Origin of the sequence: Kytococcus schroeteri (assembly GCF_002847825.1) — a bacterium.
GTDB lineage: Bacteria > Actinomycetota > Actinomycetes > Actinomycetales > Dermatophilaceae > Kytococcus > Kytococcus schroeteri.
The window spans coordinates 24,274-40,085 of the sequence record NZ_PKIZ01000021.1 but is presented as its reverse complement, the minus strand read 5'-3'; the positions used below and the strand labels follow the sequence as shown (position 1 = coordinate 40,085).

At 75.6% G+C, this 15,812-nt stretch carries 15 protein-coding genes; 13 read left to right on the top strand and 2 right to left on the bottom strand.

Going from position 1 to position 15,812, the window contains the following annotated elements:
- Both CYJ76_RS12540 and CYJ76_RS10090 read left to right on the top strand, forming a co-directional pair.
- On the top strand, positions 1-547 hold a 547-nt coding region (locus CYJ76_RS12540), incomplete at its 5' end, for a DNA-3-methyladenine glycosylase family protein (RefSeq protein WP_414467291.1).
- Positions 548-711: 164 nt separating this feature from the next.
- Positions 712-978: a WhiB family transcriptional regulator gene (locus tag CYJ76_RS10090; protein WP_070704506.1), complete on the top strand. Its 267-nt coding sequence runs from the start codon at positions 712-714 to the stop codon at positions 976-978.
- A gap of 89 nt (positions 979-1,067) precedes the next feature.
- Here the strand turns inward: CYJ76_RS10090 and CYJ76_RS12535 are convergent, their stop codons facing one another.
- Positions 1,068-1,484 carry a hypothetical protein gene (locus CYJ76_RS12535; RefSeq protein ID WP_180802280.1) on the bottom strand — a complete coding sequence of 139 codons (417 nt, stop codon included), beginning with the start codon at positions 1,482-1,484 and terminating at the stop codon, positions 1,068-1,070.
- A gap of 24 nt (positions 1,485-1,508) precedes the next feature.
- On the opposite strand from CYJ76_RS12535, the gene CYJ76_RS10080 reads away from it, so the two are divergent.
- From CYJ76_RS10080 to CYJ76_RS10035, 11 genes are all read left to right on the top strand, one after another.
- A complete protein-coding gene (locus tag CYJ76_RS10080) occupies positions 1,509-1,880 on the top strand; it encodes a DUF3499 domain-containing protein (protein WP_237769816.1) in 372 nt (123 codons plus the stop codon).
- A 21-nt stretch (positions 1,881-1,901) separates the two neighbouring features.
- Complete coding sequence (locus tag CYJ76_RS10075) at positions 1,902-3,365, top strand: phosphomannomutase/phosphoglucomutase (protein WP_070705663.1); 1,464 nt, start codon at positions 1,902-1,904, stop codon at positions 3,363-3,365.
- 1 nt (position 3,366) lies between these two features.
- Positions 3,367-4,521, top strand: coding sequence for an SIS domain-containing protein (locus CYJ76_RS10070; protein WP_101850022.1), 1,155 nt, complete (start codon positions 3,367-3,369; stop codon positions 4,519-4,521).
- A 65-nt stretch (positions 4,522-4,586) separates the two neighbouring features.
- On the top strand, positions 4,587-5,987 hold the full coding sequence (locus CYJ76_RS10065) for a mycothione reductase (RefSeq protein WP_101850021.1): 1,401 nt from the start codon (positions 4,587-4,589) through the stop codon (positions 5,985-5,987).
- Between the two features lie 67 nt (positions 5,988-6,054).
- Positions 6,055-6,768, top strand: a complete 714-nt coding sequence (mtrA, locus tag CYJ76_RS10060; protein WP_070705006.1) for an MtrAB system response regulator MtrA — start codon at positions 6,055-6,057, stop codon at positions 6,766-6,768.
- A gap of 7 nt (positions 6,769-6,775) precedes the next feature.
- Positions 6,776-8,395: an MtrAB system histidine kinase MtrB gene (gene mtrB, locus CYJ76_RS10055; protein ID WP_101850020.1), complete on the top strand. Its 1,620-nt coding sequence runs from the start codon at positions 6,776-6,778 to the stop codon at positions 8,393-8,395.
- Positions 8,392-10,146 (top strand): LpqB family beta-propeller domain-containing protein, encoded by a 1,755-nt coding sequence (locus tag CYJ76_RS10050; protein WP_101850019.1) that lies wholly within the window; start codon positions 8,392-8,394, stop codon positions 10,144-10,146. The genes mtrB and CYJ76_RS10050 overlap by 4 nt, the downstream gene beginning before the upstream one ends.
- A 69-nt stretch (positions 10,147-10,215) precedes the next feature.
- On the top strand, positions 10,216-10,902 hold the full coding sequence (locus tag CYJ76_RS13115) for a ComF family protein (protein ID WP_269148629.1): 687 nt from the start codon (positions 10,216-10,218) through the stop codon (positions 10,900-10,902).
- A gap of 153 nt (positions 10,903-11,055) precedes the next feature.
- Positions 11,056-11,772 carry a ribosome hibernation-promoting factor, HPF/YfiA family gene (gene hpf / locus CYJ76_RS10040; RefSeq protein ID WP_070705768.1) on the top strand — a complete coding sequence of 239 codons (717 nt, stop codon included), beginning with the start codon at positions 11,056-11,058 and terminating at the stop codon, positions 11,770-11,772.
- A 48-nt stretch (positions 11,773-11,820) separates the two neighbouring features.
- A complete protein-coding gene (locus CYJ76_RS13210; RefSeq protein ID WP_414467290.1) occupies positions 11,821-12,207 on the top strand; it encodes a DNA glycosylase AlkZ-like family protein in 387 nt (128 codons plus the stop codon).
- A 15-nt stretch (positions 12,208-12,222) separates the two neighbouring features.
- Positions 12,223-13,086 (top strand): winged helix-turn-helix domain-containing protein, encoded by an 864-nt coding sequence (locus tag CYJ76_RS10035; protein WP_414467289.1) that lies wholly within the window; start codon positions 12,223-12,225, stop codon positions 13,084-13,086.
- A gap of 183 nt (positions 13,087-13,269) precedes the next feature.
- On the opposite strand, the gene CYJ76_RS10030 is transcribed toward CYJ76_RS10035, so the two are convergent.
- Positions 13,270-15,780, bottom strand: a complete 2,511-nt coding sequence (locus tag CYJ76_RS10030) for a GNAT family N-acetyltransferase (protein ID WP_180802279.1) — start codon at positions 15,778-15,780, stop codon at positions 13,270-13,272.
- Positions 15,781-15,812: the final 32 nt, after the last annotated feature.

Genomic DNA, 15,812 nt, shown 5'->3' with positions numbered 1-15,812 from the left:
CTATCGCGCCTTGGTGCGGGCGACGGGCTCCCCGGCGCCGGGGCCGGCCGGGGAGCGGGGGCTGCTGGTGCCGCCGGACGCGGCCACCGTGGCACGCGTGCCCTCGTGGGTGTTCCTGCGCTGCGGCATCGATGCCGGCCGCAGCGACACCCTGGTGCGCGCGGCCCGGGTGGGGGACCGCTGGGAGCAGCTGGTGGCGGCGACCGCCTCGATGGAGCGCGCGGGGCTCGACCGCGCCCACGCCCTGCTGCGCACCGTGCCCGGCATCGGCCCGTGGACTGCCGCGGAGGTGGCGCACCGCGCGCTGGGGGACCCCGACGCCGTGAGCTGGCGCGACTACCACGTGGCCGCGCACGTGACCCGGGCGCTCACCGGGACCGCCGGTGACGACGTGGACCTGGCCCGCGTGCTGGCGCCGTACGCCGGCCAGCGCTACCGGGTGCAGATGCTGCTCGGCGCCTCCCGGGAGACCCGCCCGGAGCGCCACGGACCCCGCCTCGCGCCCCGCACGCACCTGCCGGTGGCGGGACGTGGCCATACACCATGAGGGGGCCCTGCGCCGGCTTGACACGCGGGGAGTTGCACCGGTGTAATTCCGGCGTCGGACGGCCCCCCCGGGGCGCGTGCCGCCGGTCCACCCGCCGCGGGTCGGACCCCATCTGTTGGCTGTACCACCACGTGCTGACGGGCCCCAGGGTCGAGGAGGAAACCGTGCACGAACTTCAGATCGTCGGACTCGCCGAGCAGGCGGCCCCCAGTTGGCAGGAGCGCGCCCTGTGCGCCCAGACCGACCCCGAGGCCTTCTTCCCGGAGAAGGGCGGGTCCACCCGTGAGGCCAAGCGCGTGTGCACCGGCTGCGACGTGCGCTCCGAGTGCCTGGACTACGCCCTAGAGAACGACGAGCGCTTCGGCATCTGGGGCGGCCTCTCCGAGCGTGAGCGCCGCAAGCTCAAGCGCCGGGCCGTGTTCAGCGCCTGAGCACCCGCACCGTCCACGTCGGCCGGTCCACCTCCCGGGCTGGGCCGGCCGACGCGCGTCACGGTGCGTGCGCAGGAGCCCGCCCGGGGTCACCGGTCGGGGTCGAGCTCCTCGGGGTCCCGACCCAGGGCCTCGCCCAGCAGGTCGGCCACCACGGCCTGCACGAAGAGCTCCTGGTCCTGCGGGCCGCGGGCGTCGGTGCCGAACGCCAGCCGGTGGAGCACCACCTGCCACCGGCCACCGACGGCCTGCACTCGGCCCCACCGGTCGGCGCGGTCGACGTCCGGGGGTGGCACCACCAGCACCAGCAGCTCCCAGTCGGCCTCCCGCAGGCCCGCCCGGGCGGCCACCCGGCTGGTGGCCGCGTGCGCCAGTTCCTCGAAGGCGGAGTGCCGGCTGGTCCGGGAGGGGGCGTCCGCGGTGCTCAGCGGCCCGCGCAGCTCGCGGCCGCGGCGCAGCATCCGCCGGCGTGCGGCGTTCCCGGCGCGTGCGGACGGACTGGGCATGGGCGCGAGCGTAGTCTGCGCCCCGTGCCCACCTCTGACCCCAGCCCGCGCCTGTGCAGCAAGGTGGGGTGCGCGCAGCCCGCGGCCTCCACCCTGACCTACGTCTACGCCGAGCAGACGGTGGTGGTCGGCCCGCTCGTGGCCGAGGCCGAGCCTCACGTCTACGACCTGTGCGCCGAGCACACCGCCCGCCTCACCGCCCCGCGCGGCTGGCAGGTGATGCGGCTGCAGATCGACCTCGAGGACCCCACCGGCGCGGTGGCCGACATCGGGGCGCTGGCGGAGGCGGTGCGTGACCACCGCGAGCGACCGGCGGGTGCCCCCGGCGACGGTGCCGAGGCGGACCGCCGGCAGGGCCCGCGGCTGCGGCTGGTCTCGGGGGACCACGACGGCTGACGCGCACTACCCTGTGCGTCCATGAGCACCCAGCGCCCGCAGCCCCCGCTCGCGGACTTCGTGAAGGCCTACGACGTCCGCGGTCTCGTGCCCGAGCAACTCAACCCGCGCGTGGCCCGCGCCCTGGGGGAGGCGTTCGCGCAGACCGTCGTCCTGCCCGAGGGGGTGGCCGGCGTGGCCGTGGGGTACGACATGCGCCCCAGCAGCCCGGAGCTGTCCGAGGCCTTCGCCGCGGGGCTGGCGCTGCACGGGGTGGACGTCACGATGATCGGCCTGTGCTCCACCGATGGGCTCTACTTCGCCGCCGGCCACCTGGGCCTCGCCGGGGCGATGTTCACCGCCTCGCACAACCCGGCCCAGTACAACGGCATCAAGTTGTGCCGCCCCGGCGCGCGCCCGGTGGGGCAGGAGAGCGGCCTGGCCGAGGTGCGCGACCTGGCGCAGTGGATCCTGGACCGCGGTGACGTGCACGACCGCCAGGCCGCCGCGGCCCCCGGCACGATCACCCACCGTGACCTCACCGGCGAGTACGCCGAGCACCTGCGCTCCCTGGTGGACCTCAGCGGGCTGCGCCACCTGGACGTGGTGGTGGACGCCGGCAACGGCATGGCCGGCCACACCGTGCCGGTGGTGCTGGGCAGCGGCGACGACGTGGTGGTGGACTCGCTGCGCGTGGAGCCGCTGTACTTCGAGCTCGACGGCACCTTCCCGAACCACGAGGCCAACCCGCTGGAGCCGGAGAACCTGCGAGACCTGCAGGCCGCCGTCCGCGAGCACGGCGCCGACATCGGCCTGGCCTTCGACGGCGACGCCGACCGCTGCTTCGTGGTGGACGAGCGCGGCGAGCCGGTGACGCCCAGCGCCATCACCGCCCTGGTGGCCCAGCGCGAGGTCGACCGCGCGGTGGCCGCCGGTGCGAGCGCGCAGGACGTGGCCGTGGTGCACAACGCCATCGCCTCCCAGGTGGTGCCCGAGGTCATCGAGGCCGCCGGCGCCCGCCCGGTGCGCACCCGGGTGGGCCACTCCTTCATCAAGGACGAGATGGCCCGCCACGACGCGGTCTTCGGCGGGGAGCACTCGGCGCACTACTACTTCAAGGACTTCTGGTTCGCCGACACCGGTATGCTCGCCGCGTTGCACGTGCTGGCGGCCCTCGGCGAGCAGGACCGCCCGCTCTCGGAGCTCATGGCCCCGTACGAGAAGTACCCCGCCAGCGGGGAGATCAACTCCCGTGTGGACGACGCCGCCGCAGCCACCGAGCGGGTGCGCGCCTGGGGCGCCGCGCAGGGCGCCCGGGCCGACGAGCTGGACGGCCTGACCCTCACCGGCACCGCGCTGGAGGGCGAGGAGGTGGGCTACTGGCGGGCCAACCTGCGTGCCAGCAACACCGAGCCGCTGCTGCGCCTCAACGTGGAGTCGGTCTCGCAGGAGCTCACCGCCCGCGTCCGCGACGCGGCGCTGGCCCTGGTGCGGCAGGACGGCTGACGTGCCCTTCGTCGACGAGGCCGTGCTCGACGACCCGGACCACCTGGCGCGCTGCGACGCCGCCGGCACCCTGTTCGCGCTGGCCACCGCCGGTGCGCAGGTGCGGCAGGCGCTCACGCTCGCCGAGGAGGCCGGCATCGAGCGGCTCGCCTCCGCGCACCGGCCCCGCGCGGTGCTCGTGGCCGCGGCCGGCGGGTCGGCCGTCGTCGGCGAGGTGGTGGACCTGGTGGTGGGGCAGGCCTCGCCGACCGCGGTGCACACCCTGCACGGTGGGCCGCTGCCGGCCTGGGTGGGGCCGCTCGACCTCGTGGTGGCGCTCAGCCTCTCCGGGCAGGAGGCCGGGGCGGTGACCCTGGCGCACGAGGCGGCGCGCCGGGGCGCGGCCGTCCTCACCGTGGGGGCTGCCGACACCCCGCTGTCCGATGCGGCCCAGCGCGCCCGGGGCGTGCACGTGCCGGTGGGGCAGGGGCCCACGAGCTCCCGCACCGCGCTGTGGGGACTGCTCGTGCCGGTGCTCCTGGGGCTCCGGGAGGTCGGGCTGCTGCAGGCGCGCGACGACCTGTGGGAGTCGCTCGCACGCACGCTCGACGCCGTGGCCGAGGAGTGCCGCCCGGACTCCGCGGCGTTCGTGAACCCGGCCAAGGTGGCCGCGCTGACCCTCGCCGAGACGCTGCCGGTGGTGCTCGGCGACGGTCCCGTCGCCGGGGTGGCGGCCCGCCGGGCCGCGAGCATGCTCAGCCGGAGTGCCCGGGTGCCGGCCACCTCCGGTGAGCTGCCCCACGCGGCGAGCGAGGTGGTGGCCTGCCTCGACGGGCCGTACGCCACCGGTGAGGGCTGGAACGCCACCACCGATCGGGGAGCCGGCGGTGGGCGGGACATCTTCGCCGACCCCTTCCTCGACGCCCCACAGCAGACGCCGTTGGGCCTGTGGTTGCTCGGCCGCGACGAGCTGGGCGCGATGGCGCAGCGCGTCTCCGCCATCGCGAGCGGGGCCGGCGTGCGCGTGGTGGACTGCCTGGCCGTCGGGGACGAGCCGCTGGTGGACCTGGCCCGGCTCGTGGCGCGCGTGGACTTCACGGCCACCTACCTGGCGCTGGGCCTGGGCCTGGACCCGGCGCGCTCCCCGCACCTGGCCGCCCTGCGCGAGCGCGGCTGAGCCGGTCCGCCGGTCGGCCCGGCCGGCAGCGGGCCGCGGCGCGCCACCGCCCTAGGCTGTGGCCCATGGAGCAGAAGCACTTCGACGTCGTCGTCATCGGGTCCGGCTCGGGCAACTCCCTGCCCACCCAGGAGTACGCGGGCCTGCGCGTCGCCTTCGTGGAGGGCGGCGTCTTCGGCGGTACCTGCCTCAACCACGGCTGCATCCCCACCAAGATGTTCGTGTGGACCGCCGGGGTGGCCGACACGGTGCGTGACGCGGGGCGCCTGGGGGTGGACGCCGAGCTGCGGGGCGTGCGCTGGCGCGAGGTGCGCGACCGGATCTTCGACCGCATCGACCCCATCAGCGCCGGGGGAGCGGACTACCGTCGGACCGGGCCCGGCACCGAGCTGTTCGAGGGGTGGGCACGCTTCACCGGCGCGCGCGAGGTGGAGGTGGCCCTGCACGACGGCGGCACGGTGCGCCTCACCGGCGACCAGGTGGTCATCGCGACGGGCTCCTCGGCCCGGGTGCCCGAGGCACTGCAGCCGATGCTGGGCGGGCTGGTGCACACCAACGAGACGATCATGCGCTTGGAGGAGCTGCCCGAGCACCTCACCGTGGTGGGTGGTGGTGTGGTGGCCGTGGAGTTCGCCCACGTCTTCTCCTCCCTCGGCTGCCGGGTCACCCTCCTGCTGCGCGGCGACCGCCTGCTCGGCGCGCTTCCGGACGACCTGCGCGAGCGCTTCGCCCCCCTGGCCGAGGAGGCCTGGGACGTGCGCTACGGCACCCAGGTGACGGCCGCCGAGACCGACGGTCACGAGGCGGTGCTCACCCTCTCCGACGGCAGCACCCTGCGCACCGGGGCGGTCCTCGCCGCCGCGGGCCGGCAGCCCTCCACCCCCGCGCTGGAGCTCGGCGCTGCCGGGGTGGAGGTGGACGAGCGGGGCTTCGTCACCACCGACGAGCACGGTCGCACCACGGCCGAGGGTGTGTGGGCCCTGGGCGACGTCCGTGAGCCGCTCATGCTCAAGCACGTGGCCAACGCCCAGGCCCGGGTGGTCTCGCACAATCTCGTGCACCCGCAGGACCTGCGCTCCTTCCCGACCGTGCCGGTGCCGGCCGGCGTCTTCACCCATCCGGAGATCGGCGTCATCGGGCTGTCGGCCGAGCAGGCCCGCGAGGCCGGCCACCAGGTGGTCGTGAAGGTCCAGGAGTACGCCGACGTGGCCTACGGGTGGGCCATGGAGGACACCACCGGCGCCTGCCAGGTGGTGGCCGACGCGACCACCGGTGCGGTGCTGGGCGGGTGGGTCATGGGGCACCAGGCCGCCACGCTCGTGAACCTCCTGGGCGAGGCGCTGCTCTCCGGTGAGCACGCGCACGCCTGGGCCCGCGGCCGCTACTGGCCGCACCCGGCCCTCTCCGAGGTGGTGGAGAACGCCCTGCTCGGCCTGGACCTCCCGGCCCCGCCCGCGCACGCCTGACCCGGCGGCGACCACCTCCCACGCCGGGGCGCAGGGGGCGCCGTTGCCGAATCGTTACCATGCACCCATGGCAGCCCCCTCGTCCTCGTCCCCGGCCGGCCTGGGCCACGTCCTCGTCGTCGACGACGACGCCGCCCTGGCCGAGATGCTCGGCATCGTGCTGAGCAAGGACGGGTGGCGCGTGAGCACCTGCGGTGACGGGGCCCGGGCGCTGGCGACCTTCCGCGAGACCCAGCCCGACCTGGTGCTCCTGGACGTCATGCTCCCCGGCAAGGACGGCATGCAGGTGTGCCGCGAGATCCGGGCCGAGTCCGGCGTGCCGATCATCATGCTCACCGCCCGCACCGACACCCACGACGTGGTGACCGGCCTGGAGGCGGGCGCCGACGACTACGTGCAGAAGCCCTTCCGACCGCAGGAGCTGCTGGCCCGCACCCGGGCCCGCATGCGCCGCTCCGCCCCGCCGCCGCAGCAGCGCCTCGTGGTGGGGGACCTCACCATCGACGTCGACAGCCACATGGTGCACCGCGACGGCGAGGCCATCTCCCTGACGCCGCTGGAGTTCGACCTCCTCGTGGCCCTGGCCCGCAAGCCGATGCAGGTGTTCAGCCGCGAGACCCTGCTGGAGCAGGTCTGGGGCTACCAGCACGCCGGCGACACCCGCCTGGTGAACGTGCACGTGCAGCGCCTGCGTGCCAAGATCGAGCGCGACCCGGAGCGTCCCAGCATCGTGCAGACGGTGCGCGGCGTGGGCTACCGCGCCGGCGCCCCCACGATCTGACGCGCCGGTGGCCTACCGCCCTTTCAGCGCCACGATCTCCCTCGTGCGCGCGGTGCGCCGCGCCTGGCGCACCTCGCTGCGCTTCCGCACCATCGTGGTCAGCCTGCTGCTCACCGCGATCCTGTCGGTGGTGCTCGGCGTCTCCCTCTACCAGGCCATCGGCGAGCGCCTCGTGCGCAACCGGGCCGAGGTGGCCATGGGCGAGTCCGTGACGGCCGTCGGGCAGGCCCAGCGGGAGTTCGACTCCCTCGACCGGGTGGACAACGCCACCCTGTACACCACGGCCACGGACGTGGTGCGCCAGTCCTCCAGCCAGGGCGACGACCGGTCGCGGCGGGTGGCCATCGTGCGCTCGCCGGGCAACGAGGAGGGGCTCAGCCCGGTGGAGCGCCCCGAGGCGGACGTCTCCCAGGTGCCCCCGGCGCTGCGGCAGCGGCTGGCCGAGGACCCCGAGCACGTCCACTCGATGATCGCCCGCACCAGCTCCGGCGGGCGGGAGGCCCCGACGGTGGTGGTGGCCGCACGCCTCCAGGTGCCCGGCAGCGGCCCGCACGACATGCTGCTGTTCTTCTCGCTGGCGAACGAGCAGCGCACGCTGGGGATCGTGGGCTCCTCGTTCGCCCTGGGCGGGCTGGGCCTCATCGGCATCGCGGGGCTCATCACCTTCGTGGTGACGCACCTGGCCCTGGACCCCCTCTCGCGCGTGACGCGGACCGCCGAGCAGATCGCCACCGGCGATCTCGACCGACGCACCGGCATGCGGGGGCACGACGAGCTGGGCCGGTTGGGCCGGTCGGTGGACACCATGGCCGACGTGGTGCAGCGCCAGATCGTGGAGCTCAAGGACCTCTCCCACCTGCAGCAGCGCTTCGTCAGCGACGTCAGCCACGAGCTGCGCACACCGCTGACCACCATCCGTATGGCCAGCGAGGTGCTGCACGTGGGGCGCGACGACTTCGACGCGATGAGCTCCCGGTCGGTGGAGCTGCTGCACGGCGAGGTGGAGCGCCTCGACCAGCTGCTCACCGACCTGCTGGAGATCTCGCGCCAGGACGCCGGGCAGGTGCAGCTGCAGCACCGAGAGGTGGACCTCGAGCAGCTCGCCCGGCGGGTGGTGGAGGCGCACTCCCAGCTCGCCGCCGGCGCCGGGGTGGAGCTGCGAGTGGAACGGCCCGGCACGGTGGCCGCGGTGCGCGCCGAGGTGGACGAGCGCCGCATCGAGCGGGTGGTGCGCAACCTGGTGGTCAACGCCATCGACCACGCCGAGCAGCGCCCCGTGGTGGTCACCGTGGACGGCAACTACTCGGCGGTCGCGGTGGCCGTGAGCGACACCGGCGTGGGTCTGGACGACGACCAGATGGAGCACGTCTTCGACCGCTTCTGGCGCGCCGACCCCGCCCGCAACCGCACCGCCGGCGGCACCGGGCTGGGCCTGAGCATCTGCGCCGGGGACGCGCTGGAGCACCGCGGGTGGCTGCAGGTGTCCTCCCGGCCCGGGCAGGGCGCCACCTTCCGTCTCACCGTGCCCCGCCACGCCGGCGGCTCCGTGGCCGGCTCGCCCATCCCGATGCCCGACCCCCACCCCGCCGATGCCGAGTGCCGCCGCGCCATGGAGGACCTGCCGTGACCCCCCGACCCTGCCGTCCCGCCCGCTGGTGGGCGGCCGCGCTGCTGAGCACCACCCTGGCCGGGTGCTCGGCGATCCCGGAGCAGTCCCCGGTGGAACAGGGGCCGGCGCTGGACCAGGCGCCCCGGCAGGAGGTGTCCGTGGAGGTCGAGCCCCCGCCGCAGGACGCCACGCCGGAGCAGGTGGTCACCGGCTTCCTGCGCACCGGCATCGACGACACCGGCGACCACCGCGTGGGCCGCGAGTACCTCACGGACGCCGCGAGCGCCTCGTGGGAACCGGGTGCGCGCGTGCTCGTCCAGGACCAGCGGGCGGGGCAGGGCGTCACCGCGCTGGCCGGCGACACGGTGCGGGTCAACCTCGCCGTGCTCGGGGAGGTGGACGCCTCGGGGCGCCTCACCGAGGCGGCGCCGGGGGAGCGGGCCGACCTCACCTTCGGGCTCGAGCAGGTGGACGGCCAGTGGCGCATCGACTCGCTGCCCTCGGACACCGGCATCGTGCTCTCGCAGGCCGACTTCCAGCGCCTCTACCAACCGGTGGACGTGCACTGGGGCTCGCCGGTCTCCGAGGAGCTCGTGCCGCAGCGGCGGTGGTTGCGCAGCGGGGAGGGCATGACCAGCGCCCTGGGCCGGCTGCAGACCGAGCCGGTGCCCCGCGTGCTGGAGGGGGCCGTCTCCACGGGGGTCCCCGCCGGCACCCGGCTGGAGACGGCCGCGGTCCCGGTCTCGGAAGGCACGGCGGTGCTGCGCCTCTCGGACACGATGGTCGGCGCCGACCCCGCCCAGCGCAATCTCGCCTGGGCGCAGTACGCGGCCACGATGCGCCAGCTGCCCGGGGTGGACGCGGTCTCCCTGTTCGTCGGCGGGAACCTCGTGGACGCCGAGAGCGACGCGGTGGGTGAGCGCCTGTCCTACCCGCAGGGGGCCGGCTACTCGGTGGTGTCCGTGGAGGTGCCGCTGGTGCTGCTGCACCAGCGGCAGGCCCTCCAGGCCGCCGACCCGGGGTCGGCCGAGCTGGAGCCGCTGGCCCAGCCCCAGGAGTTGCGCGTGCCGAGCGTCCCGTCCCGCTGGGACCGGATGGCGGTCTCGGCGGACTTCCGGACGGTGGCCGCCGTGGACGGCCGGGTGCTGGGGGTCTGGCGCGAGGGTGCGCTCACCACGTACACCGCGCGCGGGGAGCTGTCCGTGCCGAGCATGGACCCGCTGGGCTTCCTGTGGACCACGCAGGGGCAGGAGGAGGACACCGAGGTGCTCGTGCTCGACACGAGCCGTCGGGGCGGCCGTCCGGAGAGCCTCTCGGTGCCGTGGCTGGGGGACGAGCAGGTGGTGCAGGTGCGCATGTCACCCGACGGGGCCCGCGCCCTGGTGGTGCTGCGCGGTGGTGGCCGGGACCGCGTGGCCGTGGTCGGGGTGGTGCGCGGGCCCGGGGGTGAGCCGACCTCGCTCACCGAGCCGCGCCCCATCGCCCCGCAGGTGGGTGGGGTGCAGGACCTGGCCTGGATCGACGAGCACTCCGTGGCGCTGCTGGGCACGCCGGGCCCCGACGGCGAGCAGAAGGTGTGGCGCTCCGAGCTGGGCGGCTGGACCGAGCTGCAGGGCTCGGTGGACAACGCGGTGGCCGTGGCCGCCTACCCCGACGAGCGGGAGGACGGCCTGCTCGTGACCACCGAGGGAGGCCGCGTGCTCACCAAGGCGGGGGCCACCTGGTTCGTGGCCAACGTGGCCAGCGAGGTGGTGGTGCCGGGCCGCTGAGCGGGTGCCCGTCCACAGGAGTGGGCGCGGGGCCGGCAGCGGACGGTTCCTCTGCGGTCCGATGGGGTGGTGCACCCCGCGTGGCAGGAGCTCGGCGACCTCGTGGTGCCCCGGGCCTGCGGCGGCTGTGGGGCACCCGGCCACCGGTGGTGCCCGGGCTGCACCGACGAGCTCGCGGCGGCCGTGCACCCAGGGTGCGTGGTCGGTCACCTCGGTGGGGTGCCGGTGTGGGCCGGGGGCGACTACCGGGGCGCGCTGCGGGCGCTCGTCCGGGGGTACAAGGACGGCGGGCGCCGCGACCTGCGCCCGGTGCTGGCCCAGGTGGCCGTGGACCCGCTGCGGGCGGCGCTCGCGGCGGTGACCGCCGAGGGCGGGGGCCCTGCGGGGGAGCGGCCGGTGCTCGTGGTCCCCGCTCCCTCCCGGGCCCGGACGCGCCGGGCCCGGGGCGACGACCCGGTGTCCGACCTGGCCCGGGCTGCGGTGGCACGCCTCGGGGACGAGGGGGTGCAGGTGCGGCTGGTGCTGCGCACCCGCGGCGTGGCCCGGGACCAGTCGGGCCTCTCACGCACCGAGCGACGTCGAAACCTCGCCGGCCGCGTGGGCGTGCGTGACGGGGTGACGCTCCCCCGGGGCGCCGCCGTGCTGCTCCTCGACGACGTGGTGACCACCGGCGCCACCCTGGCGGCCTGCCGGGACGCCCTGCGGCAGACGGGCGTCCACCGCATCGGGGCAGTGTGCTGCGCCCGGGTGCCGTGACCGGAAAGCACCCCTTGTCCGGGGGACGGGGCCGACGTAGTGTTTCGTCATGGAGCCCCTGACAGGAGGGGGTGGTTGCGAGAACACGCCGTCCAGGTGAACCCGACCACCTCGCCCGGCCGCCACGGAGCGGCCCCACCTTCTGGAGGACTCATGCAGATCACCGTCACCGGCCGTCGCGCCCAGGTCACCGACCGCTTCCGCCGCCACCTGGACGAGAAGCTCGAGCAGCTCGCCCACATCGCCCCCGAGGTCACCTCGTGCGAGGTGCTGTGGAGCCACGAGCCGAACCCCCGCCGGGCTGACGGGGCCGAGCGCATCGAGATCACCTGCCGCGACAAGCGCACCGTGGTGCGTGCCGAGGCCGCAGCCGAGCGCGAGTACGAGGCCCTGGACGCCGCCCTGGCCAAGGTCACCGAGCGGCTGCGCCGCCTGAAGGACCGCCGCAAGGTGCACAAGGGCCGTCCCAAGGCGTCGGTGGCCGAGGCCACGGCGCCGCTGGAGCCCGTGGGCAACGGGGAGTCCCTCGTGGAGGAGGCCACCCGCCACCAGCGCGAGGCCGAGATGGTGGAGGCCGGCATCGACATCTCGATGCTGCCGAGCGACCCCGTGGTCGCCGGGCTGGGCGGCGACGCGAACTGCCCCATCAGCGTGCGCACCAAGGTGCACGAGGCCGAGCCGATGAGCCTGGACCAGGCGCTCGCGCACATGGAGCTCGTGGGCCACGACTTCTACCTGTACGTCGATGCCGAGACCGGCCGCCCGAGCGTGGTCTACCGGCGCCACGGGTGGAGCTACGGCGTGATCCACCTCGACACCCCCGCCGAGGACGCCGCCTCCGGGAAGGCGGCCGCGACCGACGCCGCGTGACGGCCTCCGGCGGCCTGCCACCTGCTCGGTGCGTGGCAGGCTGACCGGGTGACCACCCCGACCTCCCCCTCCCGCCGCCCGCAGCGTCTGTCGCTGCGGGCGGCGCGGCGCGTGGCCCTGCTCTCGCAGGGGTTCGGCCGCACCCGCCCGGCCACGGTGGGGCCGCCTCACCTGCTGGCCACGGCCCGGCGCACGGCCATCACCCAGATCGACTCGGTGAACGTCCTGGCCCGCAGCCAGTACCTGCCCTTCCTCGCTCGGTTGGGCCCCTACGACACGGCGCTCCTCGACGGCCTGCGCGACGGCCGCGGCCCCTCCGGGCGCCGGACCCGCCACCGCCTCGTGGAGTACTGGGCCCACGAGGCCTCCTTGGTGCCGGTGGAGGACTGGCCGCTCTACGGCTTCCGCATGCGCCGGGCGCACAGCGACGCGTGAGGTGGAATGCGCGCCGTGGCCCGTGAGCACCCGGGGCTGGTGCAGCAGGTGCGCGAGGTGGTGGCGCAGCGCGGCCCGCTGCCGGCGACGGGAGTGGAGGCCGTGCTCGAGCACCGCGAGGAGGTGGGCCGGGAGCACTGGGGGTGGAACTGGTCGCTGGTCAAGGCCGCCTGCGAGCACCTCTTCTGGTCCGGCGAGCTCACCTCCGCCGGGCGGGGGCCGGCCTTCGAGCGCCGCTTCGCGCTGCCCGAGGCCGTGCTGCCGCCCGAGGTGGTGGCCGCCGGGCCGCTGGGGGAGCAGCCGCTGGACGAGGATGAGGCCTTCACACGGCTGGTCTCCCGGGCGGCCCGGGCCCACGGCATCGGCACCCTGCGGTGCCTGCGCGACTACGCCCGCCTCTCGGTGGCGCAGGCCGGTCCGGCCGTGGAGCGGCTGCTGGCCACCGGGGAGCTGCAGGAGGTGGAGGTGCCTGGGTGGTCCACCCCCTCGGCCCCGGTGTACCTGCACCGTGACGCCCCGCGCCCCCGGCCGGTGGGGGCCTGTGCGCTGCTCAGCCCGTTCGACCCGGTGGTCTGGCAGCGTGAGCGGGCCGAGGCGCTGTGGGGGCTGCGCTACCGCATCGAGATCTACACACCCGCGCCGCAACGGGTGCACGGCTACTACGTGCTGCCCTTCCTGCTGGGCGACGACCTCGTGGCGCGCGTGGACCTCAAGGCCGACCGCGCCGCCGGAGTGCTGCGTGCGCCCACCGTGCACACCGAGCCGCGCTGGGACCCGGCGATGGCGCCCGAGCTCGACGTTGCCCTGGCCGAGATGGCGGCCTGGCTCGGCCTGGTGCAGGTGGACCGGGCCGAGCCGGCGCCCAACCCCGTGGCCTGAGCGGCGTCGCCCCCTGGGTCCCGCGCCGGTGCCGCATCCCGAGAACCGCACCGGTGCGGTTCTCGGTAGGACACTGAACCGAGTTCCGCACCGGTGCGGAACTCGACAGTCGAGTTCAGCACCGGTGCGGTTCTGGGGGAGGTGCCCGGCCGAGATCAGCACCGGTGCGGAACGGGCCGGGCCTCAGCCCTCGAGGTCCTCCGGCAGCAGGTCGTAGAGCTCGTGGTCGACCACCGTGCCGTCACCGATGGGCTCCTGGCGCCGCGCGGTGCCGATGCGGTGGAAGCCCGCGGCCTCGATGGCGCGCCGCGAGCCCGTGTTGCCCGCCGCGTGGCGGATCGTGAGCCGTGCCAGGCCCATGCCTCCCGCTTCCCGCGGGGCGAGGGCGTGCCGGGTGAGCGCCTGGAGCGCGGCCGAGACCACACCGCGGCGGCGGGCGCCCGGGTGCACCCAGTAGCCGATCTCGTTGCGCTCGCCGATGCCCTGGACGTCGATCATGCCGAGCACCTGCCCGTCAGCGTCGCGAACCGCCCAGCCCACGCAGGAGCCGGTGAGGGCGCCCAGGGCCAGACCGGCCGCGTACTCCCGCGCGTCCGTGGGGGAGTAGCCAGCATGGATACGTCCGGTGCCGCCCAGCCAGCGCACGGACTCGGGGTCGCGGCAGGCCTCCACCACGCGCGCCAGGTCGGCCTCGTCGGTGGTCAGGGCCGAGAGCGTCAGCGCCTCGCCGCCGGCGGTCGATGCGGTGAGCTCCGCCGGGTGCCGGCGCTCCTCCTCGGTGCGGCGGGCCTGCGCGGCGCGGTCGTCGCCGGCGTCCAGGCGCCAGTCCACGAAGCCCGGCGTGCGCTGCCCGTCGGCCGCCTCGGCTCCCGGCCCGGCCTGCGGCGCCGCCGCCCCGGCGGCCCGGCCCCCCACCTTGCGGAAGCCGGCCTTCTGCAGCACCCGCATCGAGGCGTGGTTGTCGTCGTGCGTCACCGCGTCCACCTGCGTGCGGCCCAGGCCACCGTCGGCCACGGGGGCCATGACGTGCTCGATGAGCAGTTCCAGCGCCTCGCCGAGCACGCCCTTCCCGCGGTGGTCCACGTGGGTCCAGTACCCGATCTCCACTGCGTGCGGGGCGAAGCGGTCGGCCAGCTTCTGGGCGTTCACCCCGCCGAGCACCTGACCCTCGTGCTCGGTGCCCGGTGCGCCGACCACGCCCCACACCACGTCGGTGCCCTGCAGCATGCGCTCCCGGCGCTGCTGCACCCACCGTCGCGTGCCGTCGGCATCGGGCGTGTACTCCCCGAGCGACCCGCGGGCGAAGGCGTCGGCCAGGGCCGGCAGGTCCTCCTCGCGCCACTCGCGCAGCACCACGCGCTCGCCGGCCAGCGTGGGCGCGGTGAGCACGCGCGCGTCGCGGGCACGCGTGACGGCCGCCGGCCGTGGCGCGGGCGGGTTGGGGCGGTTGCCGCCCGTCGGGTCGGGCACCTCGGCGTCGTTGAGCAGCTCGAACAGGTACCCGTCCTGCAGGTCCTCCCGGCGGCCGCTGGAGGCCCGCTCGATGCCCACCAGCCCGAACCCGGCCCGCCGCAGCGCCTCGGCTGAGCCGCGGTTGCCGGCCTCGCACCCGGCCTCGAGGCGCGCGAGCCCCAGACCCCCCTCGGCGGCCGGGGTGAAGGCGTGGTCGGCCAGCGCCACCAGTGCGGCGTGCAGCAGGCCCCGCCCGCGGGCGTGCGGGTACAGCGAGTAGCCCACCGACGCGGTGCCGGGGTAGAAGGGGTGGCCCAGCCGGCCCAGCTGCAGGTACCCACCCACGCGGTCGGTGGCCGGGTCCACGATCGCCCAGGCCACCATCTCGCCGGTGGCCATGCGGGTGCGCTGCCGGGTCAACCACGCGTCGTACCCGGCCTCGTCGGCCGGCGGCATCATGCCGGGCATGAAGCGGTCGCCCAGCGGGTCGGGTTCCGGGTCGGTCGGCCGGTCGCCCTCCTCCCAGGCGCGCAGCCGCACCGCCGGCAGCTCGCGTCCGGTCGCGTCCGTGCCGGAGGGCACGTCGAGGGTGGACGGCGTGTGCCAGGGGTGCCGCGGCTCGATGGGCTCGCCGGCCTCCCAGGTGCCGATCCACCCGTCGAAGGTCGCCCGCTCCTGCGGCATGAGGCCGGGCACGGCGTCGGAGAAGCGGTAGCCCAGCCGCCACCCGGTGCGGCGCGAGGCCCAGTTGCCCACGGCGGCCTTCCAGTGCAGCACCCGCAGCCCCCCGTGCTCGGTGGCCCAGCGCATCGCCATCGCCGCGGCGGGCACCATGAGGCCCCGGCCGCGGTGGTCGGGGTGCAGCACCAGGCCCATCTCGCCCACGCCGCCGCCGATGGGGCGCACCTCCACCTGGCCGGCGAAGACCCACTGCCCGGTCTCGTCGCGGGCGTCCACCGCCCAGCCCATCACCCCCGAGGCGTCCCCGCCGGCGCGCAGCGCCCACCCCTCGTGCATGTGGCCCACCCACCAGGCGGCCGCGCCCTCGTCGTACGGCTGCGGCACGGTGGTCCAGTGCACGGTCACCGGGTCGTTGCTCGTGGCCACCACGGCGGGCACGTCGGCCGGCGTGTGCAGGCGCAGGCGCACGTCGCCGTCCACCAGCTCGGGGCAGGTGCGGGCGGCCACCTCGGCGGTGCTCTGCGGGGTGGGTTCGGGCGAGGGCGTGGCGGCGTCGGGCATGCGCACCATCCAACACCGGTGGTCCGGGGGCG